Here is a 13,087-nt window from a genome sequence, read left to right as displayed (position 1 = left end):
GCCCGCAGCCCCTGGGTCCACCGAGCCTACGAATGCCGATTCAGACCCAAACAGAAAGGTAGGGCCCTGTCATGAACACATCCGTCACGATCGTCGGCGCCGGGCTCGGCGGCCTCACGCTCGCCCGCGTCCTGCACGTCCACGGAATCCCGGCCGCCGTCTACGAGGCCGAGCCCTCCCCGACGTCGCGTGCCCAGGGCGGCTTGCTCGACATCCACGACTACAACGGTCAGCTCGCCGTCGAAGCCGCCGGGCTGACTTCGGAATTCCGCCACCTGATTTTGGAAGGGAGACAAGAGCTGCGGCTGTTGTCCCGGGACGGGACAGTGCTGTTCAAACAACCAGACGACGGCACCGGCGGCCGCCCCGAGGTCCACCGCGGCGAGTTGCGGCAGCTGCTGATCGACTCGCTGCCGGAGGGCACTGTCCACTGGGGACACAAGGTCAGCGGCGTCCGCGCCTTGGCTCAGGGCTACGAGGTCGCCTTCGCCGACGGAAGCACGATTACCACGGACCTGTTGGTCGGCGCGGACGGTGCCTGGTCGAAGGTCCGGCCGCTGCTGTCTTCGGCGAAGCCGGAGTACACCGGCGCGTCGGCGGTCGAGACCTTCGTCTACGACTCCGATCGGCGGTTCCCCGCCACGGCCGAGGCGGTCGGCGGCGGGATGCTGCTGGCGCTCTCGCCGGACCAGGGCATCACGGCACACCGCGAGCGCGACGGAATCCTGCACGCCTACATCGGGCTGACCCGGCCGCTGGAATGGTTCGACAGCATCGATTTCGCCGACCCGGCCGCCGCAGCCGCCCGGATCGCGGCGGAGTACGAGGGCTGGTCGACGGCGCTGACCACGCTCATCACCGAAAGCGACACCCCGCCGGTCCTCCGGCCGCACTACGGGCTGCCGATCGGGCACGAATGGAAGCGGGTGCCGGGCGTGACCCTGATCGGCGACGCCGCACACCTCGCCCCGCCCAACGGGGAAGGCGCGAACCTGGCCATGCTCGACGGCGCCGAACTCGGGCTCGCCCTCGCCGCGCATCCGGACGACGTGGAGACCGCGCTCGCCGAGTACGAGCAGGCGATGTTCCCGCGCGGCGCGGAAACCGCAGCCGAGGGCGCGCACCTGCAACGGCAGATGTTCGGCCCCGACGCACCGCACGGCCTGCTCGCCGAATTCGTCGCCGGGACGTAGGACTCCGGGGGTGCGGTCAGGTCACGGACCGCACCCCCGCCGCGGTCAGACGACCGCCTCCCGCAGCGAAGCGGACAGCGCGCGGGCCTCGTGCTCGGTCATCCGGCCGGTTTCGTACGGCACGCCGTTGACCCACCGTTGCGTCAGCCGGGCGATCCGCTCGCCGTAGCGCTGCGCGGTAACGCGGTCGCCGTGCGATCCGGCGTCCTCCGGGCCGAGGTCGGCGTGGCTCTGGCTCATCAGCCCCAGCCACGAGCCGAGCCGGTTGACGTCGTCGCGGGACCCGCCGCTCCAGTTGTTGCCCGGCATGTCGCCCACGCCGATCCACTGCATGCCCAGCTGCGCGGCGAACACCGACAGCTGCTGCAGCACGGTCAGCTTGTCCCCGCTCTGCGACGCGGACATGGTGAACCCGCCGGCGAGTTTGTCCTTCCACGCCTGCGTCGTGAACGGCGTGAACGCGGCCTCCATGAACGCCTTGAACACCGCGGACACGCTGCCCATCAGCGTCGGGCAGCCCATCACGATCGCGTCGGAACGGTCCAGCAGCGCCATCACCTCGCTGTCGTGCCAGCGGCCCGCGGAGACGTCCTCGGCGCGCAGATCGACGACGTGCACCCGCACGCCCGGCACCTGCCGCGCCCCTTCGGCGAGATGCTCGGCCAGCAGGCGGGTGTGCCCGTGCACCGAATGGCAGACCACGGTCACCGTGGCCTCGGGGATGCCGTCAACGGCAGTGGCTGTCATGCGAAAACTTCTTCCGGTCGTGGGGAAATCCCCTGCTTGCTCCCCATCTCATCCCGATCCGCGGACGTCATCAACGCCGTTCTCCAGCACCCAGCGATCGGTGACACCGATCGATCGGGCTAGCCTGGTCCGGTGGACAGGATCGAGCTGGAAGCGTTCGTCACGGTCGCGGAGGAACTGCATTTCGGCCGCGCCGCCGAGCGCCTGCACCGCGGGCAGCCGACGGTCAGCGACGCCGTCCGCCGCCTCGAGAAAACCTTGGGCGGCAAGCTGTTCCACCGCACCAGCCGCCGCGTCTCGCTGACCGACCTCGGCGAAGCCCTCCTGCCCGACGCGCACGCCACCCTCGCCCAGCTGCGCCGCTTCCAGCAACGCGGCCGCTCCCTCGCCGGCGGCGACCGGAAACGCACCACGCTCGTCGTCGCCCACGCCGAATACACCGCCCACCAGGTGCTGCTGCGCTGCCTGCCGCGGCTGCGCGAGCAGTTCCCGGACGTCACGATCGTGCCCGAGCCGATGCCGACCACCGCGCAACTCGCCGCGTTGCGCGCGGAAACCGTCGGACTCGGCATCGGCTGGGCGACCGGCGGGATCAACGGCGTGCGGGCGCGGGTGCTGTCCGCCGAACGGTTCGTCGCACTGGTGCCCGCCGCGCATTCCCTTTCCGGGCACAAGGAACTGAGCGCGGCCGAACTGTCCTCGACCGCGTTGCTGACCTGGCCGCACCAGATCAACAGCGGGCTCTGCGACCGGCTGCTGTCCGCGTTCCGCATCAGCGGGGCGGATCTGCGGATCATCCGGACCGCCGACAGCGTGCAGGCGATCGCCGCCCACGTCGCGGCCGGGACGGGCATCGGGATCACCGTCGAATCGGCGCTGGACCACCAGCCGCCGGGCCTGCGGATCATCCCGCTGACCGGCCCGTCGACCACGGCCGACCAGGTCGTCCTCCTGCCCGAGAAGCCGTCGGAGGTCGCGCTCGCGCTGCGGGACCTGCTGCTGCGCGCTTCCGTGCCGGCGCAGGGACATAGGTAGGTTGCCAGGAGGGGCTGATTTCGATCAGGGGGGGGCGACAGTGCTGGACGTACGGCTTTTCGACGCGGACCGGGCAAGCGACGCGGACTGGGACGCACTGCACGAGCTGCAGTTTTCCGCCTGCCGGCTGGATTCCCCGGAACGTCCGCCGATGACGCGGCGGGAGACGATCTCCGGAGTGCGCGCGCCGCAGATCCAGGCGGGCGAGCAGCTGGTGTGGACCGCCCACCGGGACGACCGGCTCGTCGCCAGGGCGATCGTGACGCTGCCCGCCGACGGGAACGAACAGCTCGCTCTCGTGCGGCTCCACGTCCACCCGGACGTGCGGCGCCAGGGCATCGGGACAGAGTTCTTCCACGCCTTGGAGCCGATGCTGCGGGCGCGCGGCCGGACGCGGGCGGAGGGCTGGAACCTGACCCCCAGCGGTCCTGGCGAAAGCTGGGCCCAGGGGCTCGGATTCCGGATCGTGCACACGGCTGTCCTGCAGATCATGGAACTGAGCGAAGTCGACCGCAGGCGGTGGGACATCGCGGTGCCTGCCGGATACCGGCTGATGCGGTGGGTCGGCGCTCCGCCGGAGTCACTGGTCTCCGCGTATGCGAAGGCTCGCGCGGCGATCGGCGATGCACCGTTGGGCGAGTCCGAGTTCGGCGCGCCGGATTGGTCGGTGGACCGGGTGCGGCGGATCGAAGGCTCGTATCGCGAACGGGGCATCGAGCATCGGACGGTGGTGGCGGTTTCTTCCGGGGGCGAGGTGGTCGGCTTGACGGAGTTGGAGGCGCGGCCGCTGCTGCCGGAGCGGTTGCATCAGGGCGACACTGCGGTGCTCGCCGCGCACCGCGGGCACGGACTGGGGTTGGCGATGAAGTCGGAGATGCTGCGGTGGTTCACGACGGATCGCCCCGGCGTGGCGCAAATCTGGACGGGTACGGGTGCGGCGAATACGCACATGATCGCGGTGAACCACCGGCTGGGATTCGCGACCGTGCGGACGGGCAGCGTGGTGAGCCGGGAGTTGTGAGGGTTCACCGCCAGGAAGGGAACGGCGGCGCGTCGGCCAGCGGGGAGCGCGCGGTCTCCAGCGAAGTGCTGAACGCGGACATCAGCCGGAGGATCATCTCTTCCAGACGGGTGCCGTCGATGACTTCGACAGCGGGATCCGGAGTCCAGGAAGTCCTGGACATGCAGGTGACCTGCACTTGCCCGGCGAGCGGCCGGAAGTGCAGGGTCCGCTCGATGCCCTGGCCGTAGAAGTCGATCTCGCCGTCATGGCGGGCGCGCAGGTCTCGCAGCAGGCCGGGAAGCTGTTCGACCAGCGTCGACAGGTCGTAGGCGACGTCCACCGGCCAGCTTCCGCCGAAGCCGCGGACGGTGAACGCGCAATCCGTCGTCGCGAGCACCTGGCACGCCTCGATGACCAGTGCATCGTAGTCGAGATCGCCGTTCAGCATTGGCGCGACGCTGCCGGGCGCACGCGTAGCGGGTCGCAGAGAGAAGGAAAACCCCGGCAGCTCGCTCTCGGTCATCAGCGTCCCCCATACCTCCGACGTGGTGGCGGCTGATCCTGGCACGGTGGCTGCGCGTCCACCGGTCCGGAGTCCCCGGAACGGTGGATCACCGCGTTCGCCGCCGGGACCTGGGCGTTTCGCTCGCTACGCTGATCCGCGGTCCGGACGGCTTGGCGAGGGGCGAAGCATGGCGGAGCGCAGTCCGGACGCGAAAACCTTCGGCGAACGCCTGCGCGAACTGCGCGGCCCGATGACCCAGCACGCGCTCTCCCGGCGTTCCGCGATCGGCTCGGAGGCGCTGACCAGGCAGCGCGTGTCCTACCTCGAGAACGGCCAAGTGCCGACCGCCGGTCAGCTGCGCTGTTACCTGCACGGATGCGGCCGCGAGGACCTGTTCGACGAACTCGACGCGGTTCGCAAGCGGCTGTGCGCGTCCGGTCCGGCGGCGAAGGAACCGGCCGGGCCGGGGCGCCGCTGGCCGCCGCGGTGCTGTTGCCGGCCGTGACAGTGACATTCTGGGTGCTCAACCGTCCGTCCGCGACCGTCGGCGAGTGCGCGCCCGGGTTCGTCTGCTTTTGGAGCGAACCGGAGTTCGGCGGGCAGAAGATCACGCTCGATCCGGTCTGGGCCAGCGAAAACCACTGCGCCGCCCTGCCGTTCGAGGCCCGCTCGGAGATGAACAGCAGCAAAGAACGCCAGCTCGGCTTTCCCGCCCCGGACTGCACCGGCTCGCACACCGTGCTCAACCACCTGGGCGGCACCGAACGCTCGACCTCCGTCCGGTCCTACCGGCACAGCTGACCGGAAAACCGCAGGTCCGCGTGTCCGGTGCAGAACAGGACACGGCAGGACACCCGGTCTTCTGGCCGCGCTCCCGGCACCGGTGCTGTTCTCGATCGGCCACCACCGTGGCGACCGGGGAACGCCATCACCAGGGAGGAACAAGATGAGGATCTCGAAGACGCTGACCGTGGCCGCACTGACCCTCGCGGCCGCCGGCGCGACGATCAGCCCAGCGCTCGCCGCACCCGCGCTGGCCCCCTACCGCGTCACGCCGTGGCACGACGCGCGAGTCCGCCAGCTGCCGACGACCCACAGCCAGCAGGTCGACTACGTCACCGCTAACAACGGCTACGACGCCTACTGCTGGATCCACGGCGAGAACATCGAAGGCAACGACATCTGGGTCCGCCAGCTCGGCAACACCTACAAACAGGGCTACGTGGCCGCCTACTACCTCAAGGGCGGAGTGACCGGCGGCGTCGCCACCCAGTGCCACTGACCACTTTTTCGGGTGCCCCGCCAAGCTCGAACAAGCGGGGCACCCGCTCTGCGCTTCAACTATATCAATAATCTCAGTTATCCATATAGTTCAACGCGCCCGCCTTCGTCGATAGGTTCTGCTTCACTAACTGATACCTAGTGTTTAAGTATTAAAACTCTAACTGTAGAGTGGTTCCCACCTGCGGAAAGGGGCACTGATGGAGACGGTGGGGCCGCCGATCCGGCGCGGAAGCCGGGAGGAACGCCGGGAGGCGACCGTGCGGGCGCTGGCCGCCGGGGACGAGGCGGGCTGTGCGTACTGCGGTCAGCCGCTGCCGCCCATCCCCCGGCAAGGCGGGCGGCCGACGCCCTACTGCCCGGCCGATCCGGAGCGGTACGGCCGGTGGGGCGCGAAGGTCGTCACGTGCGCGATGCTCGACGAGCAGCGCGAGATCTGGGTGACCGTCTACGGCCCCGACCAGCCGATGACCCAGCTCGACACCCGGGCGCTCGATGAGCAGCTCGGGTCGGCGCTGTCGGCATTGGACCCGCTGCACGCGGAACTGTCGGCGCTGCGCACGCACGTCACCGACCAGACCGCGGCCGCTCTCAAAGCGCGGGAAGAGGCCGAAGCCGCCCGCGACGAGGCGTTGGAGCAGGCCCGGGTGGCTAGCGCCGAGCGCGCACACGCGGTAGCGGCGGCGGAGGAAGCGCGAGCGGCCGAGGCGGCGGCCAGGAAACAGTCCGAAGTGGACCGGGAGGAGCGCGACGCTGCGCTCGCCAACGCCGCCACGGCAAGGAAAGCGCAGGAAGCGGCGCTGGCGGTCCGCGACGAAGCCGAGAACAACCGGCAGCGAGCGCTCGAGCAGGCGGCGGCCGCGCATGACCGGGTCACGGTGTTGCAGCGCGAGATCTCCGCGTTGCGTGCGACGGCGGTCGAGGATCTCGAACAGGCGCGCCGCACGGCCGCGGAGGCGCAGCAGGAACTGCGGGCATCGCTGACCGCCGAGCACGAGAGCCGGACGCGGGAGCAAGAGCAGCGGTTGCGCGAGCAGGCGGCGGAGGCGGACGAGCGGGTGCGCGGCGTGCAGTTGGCGGCTGATCAGCGGGTCGCGGAGTCGGCTGCGCAGTTGAGCCAGGCGACCAAGATCTACGCCGAAACGCTGGCACCGCTGCACGCTGAACTGGGGGAACTGCGTGCTCGCGTGAGTGCGCAACAGGCGGAAATCGACGAATTGCAGCGGCTCCGCGAGGCCGAGAAGGCGGAACAGGCGGAAGAGACCGAGCAGTCGGAGGACGGCGGCGCCTGACCGGGTTGTGGTTGAATACCTCCCGTCGCCGGGGTTGACCGGCTGACAATCATCGCCCGCGGTGCCTTTCCTGGCCCGTGCAGGCGCGCTCCCGCGAGCACTTCAGCAATCCCCGGCCTCGTCAGGTCGTCCCCAGTCATGCCCGAGAAACGGAGCAGAACCATGCCCACCGAACGCATCACCAACGGCACCGAACGAGCACTGCTCGAGAACACGCTCGACCGCAACCGCGAAGCGCTGGTCGAGACCCTCCGCGGCCTGTCCGAAACCGACGCGCGGCGACGGCTCGTCGCGTCGCTGTCGACGCCGATTTCCGTGGTCAAGCACGCCGCCGCGGCGGAACGGATCTGGTTTCAGCGGTTCTGGGCCGGGCTCGCCGAGTCCGAATGCGACGGGTACTCGAAGCGCGACGTCGGCACCTTCACCGTGACCGACGACGAGACCGTGGCCGACGTGATCGCCGAATACGAACGCGCCAGCCAGCGGTCAAGGGAGATCGCTGCGCGCTTCGAACTCGACGACACCAAGGAGTTTCCCGGCGAGGGCACCGTCAGCATGCGCTGGACGCTGCTCGCGATGATCCAGGAGTTCGCCCGGCACGCGGGACACGGCGACATCCTGCGCGAGCAGATCGACCAGCCGCTCCCCTGACCTCGCCGGCTACCGGTGTTCGGCGAGGAACGGAAGGAGCGCGTCGGCCATCTCGTCGGGCACTTCCTCGGCGAGGTCGTGCCCGGCGTCGAAAACGAGGCCGGTGACGTCGTCCGCCATGATCCGCATCTGGGACTCGGCGCGTTCGCCGATGAACGCCGACCCGCCGAGCGCGAGGACGGGGATGTCCAGTTTCCGTTGCGCCGCTTGCCGATTCTGCTCGGCGTCGACGAGCATCGCCCGGTAGATCGCGAGCATCGCGCGGATGCCGCCGGGCATGGAGTAGCAGCGCACGTACTCCTCGATCGCGTCCGGGGTGGCGCTGTCGGGGCGGCTGCGCTCGAACTTGATCATGTAGGTGATCAGTTCGCGTTCGTGGCCGGCGATGAGCATCTCGGGGACGTCCGGCTGGAAGTAGAAGCCCAGATGCCACAGGTGCATGCCGCGGGCGACGTTCTCGGCGGTGAGCGCGGTGTGGTCCTCGAAGCCGAACCCGGGGAACAACGCCTCGGCGAATACCAGCGACGGCACGCGGTCGCGGTGCCGGGCGGCGAGCTGGTAGCCGATGACCGCTCCCCAATCCTCGCCGACCACGGCGTAGGTCTCGTGGCCGAGGGCGGCCATCAGCTCGGCGACGTCGTCGCTCATCGTCGCGGAGTCGTATCCGCCTGCGGGACGGGCGGAATCGCCGAGGCCGCGCAGATCCGGGACGACGACGGTGTACTGCGGCGTGAGCTTCGGGACGAGGTGCCGCCAGTGGTAACCGGTCTTCGGCACGCCGTGCAGCAGCACGACCGCGGGTCCGGACCCGGCGGTTCGGTAGTGGAGGCTCGTTCCGTTGACCGCGGCGCGGCCGGTGCGGACGGGAGTGCTGTCGTGGTCGAGCATCGTTCTCTTTCTTGATCGATCGTTCCAGATTGAGGACGTAAAACATCAGCCGAGGGCGACGAGGGCTACCTCCACGAGGGGTTCGAGGGCGCGGGCGTCCGGGGTGATCTTCGCGGTGACCAGCAGTCCGTTGAGGAAGGTGACCAGAAAGGCGGCCAGCGTGGCCGGATCGTGCGGGGTCGTGATCTCGCCGCGCTCCGCCGCGACGCGCAGCACTTCGGCGATCGCGTCCTGACTCGCGTCCTGCATGTCCCGCACCGTGCGCCGGGTCGCGGTGTCCCCCGGCAGGCGCTCGCAGACAGCATTGACAGCCAGGCAACCGCGGCCGTCGTCGGACGCGGCGATCCGGATCCGCTCGACCAGGAGCGCCCGGATCGCCGAGCGGGCGTCGGCGCCGTTTTTGAGGCTGTCCAAGGCGGTTGCCGCGAGCGTGGCCCGGTAGTGCTCCAGCGCGGCCCGGTACAGGCCGTCCTTGTCGCCGAACGCGGCGTACAGCGAGCCCTGCCCGATGCCCAGGTGCTGGGTCAGATCGCGGACCGAGGTCGCCTCGTAGCCACGCGACCAGAACAGTTCCATCGCGCGGCTCACCGCGGCCTCGGTGTCGAACTCTCGGGTGCGGACCATGATCCGCACTCTACGCCTTTCTGGAACGTGCGATCAAGAAAGGGGGCCCTGGATTGGCTACGTCCGGAGCGCTACAGCCACCCGCTCGTCTCAGCGACCCGGACCGCCTCCGCGCGCGTGCGGGCCTGCGTCTTGCCGATGGCCGACGACAGGTGATTGCGCACCGTCCCCGCCGACAGGCCCAGCGCCTGCGCCATGTCCGCGACTGTTCCGCCTTCCGCCGCGGCGCGCAGGACGTCCGCCTCGCGGTCGGTGAGCGGGCTCGCGCCGCTGGCCAGCGATTCGGCGGCGAGCGCCGGGTCCACGAACCGCAGTCCGGCGTGGACCCGGCGGATCGCGTTGATCAGTTGTTCCGGGCGCGAATCCTTCACCACGAACCCGGCCGCGCCCGCGGACATCGCGCGCGACAGGTAACCGGGGCGGCTGAAGGTGGTGCAGATCAGCACGCGGCACTCCGGCAGCGCGTGCCGCAGTTCGGCGGTCACGGCGAGGCCGTCGCGGCCGGGCATCTGGACGTCGACGAGCGCGATGTCCGGGGCGGTCCGCTGCGCGGCGGGCAGGACCTCGGGGCCGGAGCCGACCTCGGCGACCACCTCGATGTCGGATTCCATCCGCAGCAGGGAAGCCAGTGCGCCGCGCACGAGCGCCTGGTCGTCGGCCAGCAGGACCCGGATCACGCCGCGCCTCCGGCCGCCGGGCCGCGGGCCAGCACCCGGAAGCCGCCGTGCGGGCCGCGGCCATGTTCGAGGGAGCCGGACACCGCGGCCATCCGCTCGGCGAGACCGGTCAGTCCGTGTCCGGGGACGACCTCCGCCGGGACAGTGCCGTCGTCGGCGACCTCCAGCCAGTCCCGTCCGACGCGGACGACGCAGCGCTGTGCGTCGGAATGGCGGAGTACGTTGGTCACGGCTTCCCTTACTACGTAACCGAAAACGCCCTGCAGTTCAGGAGCCACAGCGTCGGCCGCGGCAGGCAGTTCAGCCTGGACGCCGGCGGCGCGCAACGCCATCCGGGCGCCGGCGACTTCGGTCGCGAACGACACCGTGCGGTAGTCGGACACGGTCGCGCGGACGTCGGAGAGGGCTTCCCGGCAGAGGTCGTCCAGGTCCCGGATCTCGGCGAGCGCCGCGTCGGTGTTGTCCGAAGTCTCCAGGATCCGCCGCGTCAGGCCGAGTTTCAGGGTCATCGTGGAGAGGCTGTGGCCGAGGACGTCGTGCAGGTCGCGGGCGACGCGCTGCCGTTCCTGGTCCACCGCCATCCGCCGGATCTGCTCGCGGGCGAGCCGGAGGTGGCCGATGGTGAACGTCAGCGCGTAGACGATGCCGAGGATCGCGGTGACGGCCACGAGCGTGAGGACCTGGCCCCAGGCGACCCGCCCGTCGCTGACCAGCATCCACGCGATCTGGGCGACGGCCGCTCCGGTGCCGAGGAGCAGGGAAAACCGCAGCGGCAACAGCATGAGCCCGGTGGCGATGGCGTAGGTGAGGCCGGTCAGATACGCCGGGGAACCGAGGATCAGCGCGGGCGCGGTGCCGAGCGCGAACATCGCCGCGACCATCGCGATCCGCTGCCGCCGCAGCGCGAGCGGGCCGAACCACAGCACCAGCAGGTACGCGATGGCGTAGCAGCCGAGGAAGCCGAAGACGAGCCCGGTGCGCACCTGTCCGTACTGCCCGTCCGCGATCGCGATCACCCAGGTGGCCAGGAAGCCCATCATCAGGCCGTTGACCACCACGGACCGGACGCGGCCGCGATGCAGACCGGGCCCTCCGCTGTGCGCGTCCGTCCAGAAACTCCAGTCCGGCCACTGGCGGGCCGAGAACCGGTCCGGATCGGGTTCGCGCATGTCGATCATGGTAAGGCCGCCTCGCCGATGATCACCCATGACAAACGGCACGGGCGGTCCGGACGAGGCGATGCTGGAGTTTGGCTATGTTGCAGATCGCGAAGTCCGGCTTGACCAAGTACGAAATCACCAGCGACGGCCGCCTGCTCACCGTGATCGAGGGCCGGTCCGGAGGGCAGTTCCGGCTGGACGGCGTCAGCTATCGGATCCGCCGCCGGCTGCGCAGCTACCAGTTGCTGGCGGCCGACGGGTCGGTGCTCGCGAGCACTCACCGGCCGGGCACGCGCACCTGGAGCGTCGAGAGCGGCGGTGCGGAGCTGCGTTTCCGGCGGACCGGGCGTCGTGACCACGTGCAGCTCGACGAGGCCGGGAACACCGTCGGCACCCTCACCGCGGGCACCGCTGATCTGTCCGGTATGAAGCCTGAGCTGCAGGTGTTCGTGCTCGCGGCGCTGGCGATGCGATCGCGCCGCCGACGCGTCGTGGTCGTCGCGGGCAGTTGAGCGGCGACTACGCTGGACAGGTTCGCCCGCCTTCGCTGGAGAGACCTTGCCCGACCGCCGCACCCTGACCGCCGACTGCACGAGCTGTTTCGCCCTCTGCTGCGTCGCGCTCACCTTCATCAAATCCGCCGATTTCGCGATCGACAAGCGGGCCGGCGACCCGTGCCCGAACCTGCGGTCCGACTTCCGCTGCGGCATCCACGACCGGTTGCGCCCCAAGGGTTTCGCGGGCTGCACCGGGTACGACTGCTTCGGGGCCGGACAGCAGGTGTCGCAGGTGACCTTCGGCGGCCGGAGCTGGCGGGAGGCCCCGGAAACGCGCGAGCGGATGTTCGCCGCGCTCCCGGTGATGCGGCATCTGCACGAACTGCTCTGGTACCTCACCGAGGCGCGCTCGCTGGCGACGACCCGCGAAATCCACGCGGACCTGGACGCGGAGATCACCGAACTGGAGCAGATCACTGCCGGGGACGCGGACGCGGTGCTGGCCATCGACGTCGACGCCCGGCGGGCGCAGGTGAACCCGCTGCTGGTGCGCACCAGCGAACTGGTCCGTGCCGGAGCCGGGCGCAAGAAGGACCGGCGAGGTGCCGATCTGATCGGCGCGAAGCTGTCCGGCGCGGACCTGCGCAGCACGAACCTGCGCGGTGCCTACCTGATCGCGGCCGACCTCCGAGGCGCTGATCTGCGCCGCGCTGACCTGATCGGTGCGGACCTGCGCGACGCCGATGTCCGCGGCGCTGACTTCACCGACAGCATTTTCCTTACCCAGTCCCAGGTCAACGCAGCCCGCGGCGACACCAAGACCAAGCTGCCGGCGCGGCTGGCCCGGCCCGACCACTGGTGAGTCAGCGCGGGCGGGTAGACCCCACGACGACCCCGCCGAGCCGCGCGATCCAGCTGCCGCACACACAACGCACGTAGTCGGCCCGGCTGCCCGCCGACGCGGGAACGACAGCGGACGAGGGCAGCTCGGCCAAGGGCCAGCCACAGCGGGGGCAACGGTTTTCTTCCATGACCGCCATCGTGCGGTAATGGTTCAGTGCAGTTCAACCCTTACGGATTTCGCGGAGATCGCGTTCCTCACGGATTAGCCGTACTGGCACCCGGGTATGCAGCGGCATGGCGCACCCGAACGGACCGGACACAGCGGACCTCGTGCTCACTTTCGGGCACGACGAACTGATCATCCGCCGCCGCTACGAAACCTTGAGCATCGGCAACGACATCCTCATCGCCCTCTGGTTCGTCGCCGGAAGCATCCTGTTCTTCTACGAGTCCCTCGCCACCCTGGCCGCCTGGTTCTTCCTCGTCGGCAGCATCGAACTGCTGATCCGCCCGGTGATCCGGCTGACCCGCGCGGTGCACCTCCGCCGCATCCGCCGCGACGGGGCCGTGGATTCCACGCCCGACTTCTGACCGGCTCGCCCCCCTGCTCCGCGGCCAGCGATCTCGGGCGGAGACCTGCTTGAGCAGTTGCTCAAATCTCGTCTATCCTCTGATTTGAGCAACTGCTCAA

At 69.8% G+C, this 13,087-nt stretch carries 17 protein-coding genes; 11 read left to right on the top strand and 6 right to left on the bottom strand.

All coding sequences use genetic code 11. From position 1 onward, the window contains the following. The first annotated feature begins 71 nt into the window (after positions 1–71). Positions 72–1,193, top strand: a complete 1,122-nt coding sequence (locus EIZ45_RS02925; RefSeq protein WP_134661355.1) for an NAD(P)/FAD-dependent oxidoreductase — start codon at positions 72–74, stop codon at positions 1,191–1,193. Between the two features lie 45 nt (positions 1,194–1,238). On the opposite strand, the gene EIZ45_RS02920 is transcribed toward EIZ45_RS02925, so the two are convergent. Next, positions 1,239–1,940, bottom strand: a complete 702-nt coding sequence (locus EIZ45_RS02920) for a flavodoxin family protein (RefSeq protein WP_134661356.1) — start codon at positions 1,938–1,940, stop codon at positions 1,239–1,241. A 132-nt stretch (positions 1,941–2,072) separates the two neighbouring features. Between EIZ45_RS02920 and EIZ45_RS46700 the strand changes: the two genes are divergently transcribed. Both EIZ45_RS46700 and EIZ45_RS02910 read left to right on the top strand, forming a co-directional pair. Beyond that, positions 2,073–2,975: a LysR family transcriptional regulator gene (locus EIZ45_RS46700; protein WP_134661357.1), complete on the top strand. Its 903-nt coding sequence runs from the start codon at positions 2,073–2,075 to the stop codon at positions 2,973–2,975. A gap of 40 nt (positions 2,976–3,015) precedes the next feature. After that, complete coding sequence (locus tag EIZ45_RS02910; protein ID WP_134661358.1) at positions 3,016–3,996, top strand: GNAT family N-acetyltransferase; 981 nt, start codon at positions 3,016–3,018, stop codon at positions 3,994–3,996. A 4-nt stretch (positions 3,997–4,000) separates the two neighbouring features. Here the strand turns inward: EIZ45_RS02910 and EIZ45_RS02905 are convergent, their stop codons facing one another. Next, the gene (locus tag EIZ45_RS02905; protein WP_134661359.1) at positions 4,001–4,501 is read right to left on the bottom strand and encodes a hypothetical protein; all 501 of its coding nucleotides are present in this window, start codon (positions 4,499–4,501) and stop codon (positions 4,001–4,003) included. A gap of 169 nt (positions 4,502–4,670) precedes the next feature. On the opposite strand from EIZ45_RS02905, the gene EIZ45_RS45950 reads away from it, so the two are divergent. From EIZ45_RS45950 to EIZ45_RS02885, 5 genes are all read left to right on the top strand, one after another. Continuing rightward, positions 4,671–4,988 carry a hypothetical protein gene (locus EIZ45_RS45950; RefSeq protein WP_167756323.1) on the top strand — a complete coding sequence of 106 codons (318 nt, stop codon included), beginning with the start codon at positions 4,671–4,673 and terminating at the stop codon, positions 4,986–4,988. Then, positions 4,985–5,284: a peptidase inhibitor family I36 protein gene (locus EIZ45_RS02900; RefSeq protein ID WP_167756322.1), complete on the top strand. Its 300-nt coding sequence runs from the start codon at positions 4,985–4,987 to the stop codon at positions 5,282–5,284. Before EIZ45_RS45950 ends, EIZ45_RS02900 begins: the two co-directional genes overlap by 4 nt. 145 nt (positions 5,285–5,429) lie before the next feature. Beyond that, a complete protein-coding gene (locus EIZ45_RS02895; RefSeq protein WP_037806120.1) occupies positions 5,430–5,765 on the top strand; it encodes a hypothetical protein in 336 nt (111 codons plus the stop codon). 199 nt (positions 5,766–5,964) lie between these two features. After that, complete coding sequence (locus EIZ45_RS02890) at positions 5,965–7,056, top strand: hypothetical protein (RefSeq protein ID WP_240690507.1); 1,092 nt, start codon at positions 5,965–5,967, stop codon at positions 7,054–7,056. A gap of 162 nt (positions 7,057–7,218) precedes the next feature. Beyond that, positions 7,219–7,707, top strand: coding sequence for a DinB family protein (locus tag EIZ45_RS02885; RefSeq protein WP_134661361.1), 489 nt, complete (start codon positions 7,219–7,221; stop codon positions 7,705–7,707). Between the two features lie 9 nt (positions 7,708–7,716). Here the strand turns inward: EIZ45_RS02885 and EIZ45_RS02880 are convergent, their stop codons facing one another. From EIZ45_RS02880 to EIZ45_RS02865, 4 genes are all read right to left on the bottom strand, one after another. Next, positions 7,717–8,595 carry an alpha/beta fold hydrolase gene (locus tag EIZ45_RS02880; protein ID WP_134661362.1) on the bottom strand — a complete coding sequence of 293 codons (879 nt, stop codon included), beginning with the start codon at positions 8,593–8,595 and terminating at the stop codon, positions 7,717–7,719. 45 nt (positions 8,596–8,640) lie between these two features. Next, entirely contained in the window at positions 8,641–9,219 is a 579-nt protein-coding gene (locus tag EIZ45_RS02875) for a TetR/AcrR family transcriptional regulator (protein ID WP_037806643.1), read from the bottom strand. A 71-nt stretch (positions 9,220–9,290) separates the two neighbouring features. After that, complete coding sequence (locus EIZ45_RS02870; RefSeq protein ID WP_037806115.1) at positions 9,291–9,896, bottom strand: response regulator transcription factor; 606 nt, start codon at positions 9,894–9,896, stop codon at positions 9,291–9,293. Further along, entirely contained in the window at positions 9,893–11,065 is a 1,173-nt protein-coding gene (locus tag EIZ45_RS02865; RefSeq protein ID WP_205669757.1) for a sensor histidine kinase, read from the bottom strand. The genes EIZ45_RS02870 and EIZ45_RS02865 overlap by 4 nt, the downstream gene beginning before the upstream one ends. Before the next feature lie 86 nt (positions 11,066–11,151). On the opposite strand from EIZ45_RS02865, the gene EIZ45_RS02860 reads away from it, so the two are divergent. From EIZ45_RS02860 to EIZ45_RS02850, 3 genes are all read left to right on the top strand, one after another. Then, positions 11,152–11,568 carry a hypothetical protein gene (locus EIZ45_RS02860; RefSeq protein ID WP_037806112.1) on the top strand — a complete coding sequence of 139 codons (417 nt, stop codon included), beginning with the start codon at positions 11,152–11,154 and terminating at the stop codon, positions 11,566–11,568. Between the two features lie 46 nt (positions 11,569–11,614). Then, positions 11,615–12,415: a pentapeptide repeat-containing protein gene (locus EIZ45_RS02855; protein ID WP_134661364.1), complete on the top strand. Its 801-nt coding sequence runs from the start codon at positions 11,615–11,617 to the stop codon at positions 12,413–12,415. Positions 12,416–12,690: 275 nt separating this feature from the next. Beyond that, entirely contained in the window at positions 12,691–12,987 is a 297-nt protein-coding gene (locus EIZ45_RS02850) for a YrhK family protein (protein ID WP_134661365.1), read from the top strand. The last annotated feature ends 100 nt before the right edge of the window (positions 12,988–13,087 follow it).

The organism is Amycolatopsis sp. CFH S0740 (genome assembly GCF_004522315.1).
Taxonomy (GTDB): domain Bacteria; phylum Actinomycetota; class Actinomycetes; order Mycobacteriales; family Pseudonocardiaceae; genus Amycolatopsis; species Amycolatopsis nivea.
The sequence above is the reverse complement of the archived record's forward strand: the minus strand, read 5'-3'. Positions and strand labels throughout refer to the sequence as shown.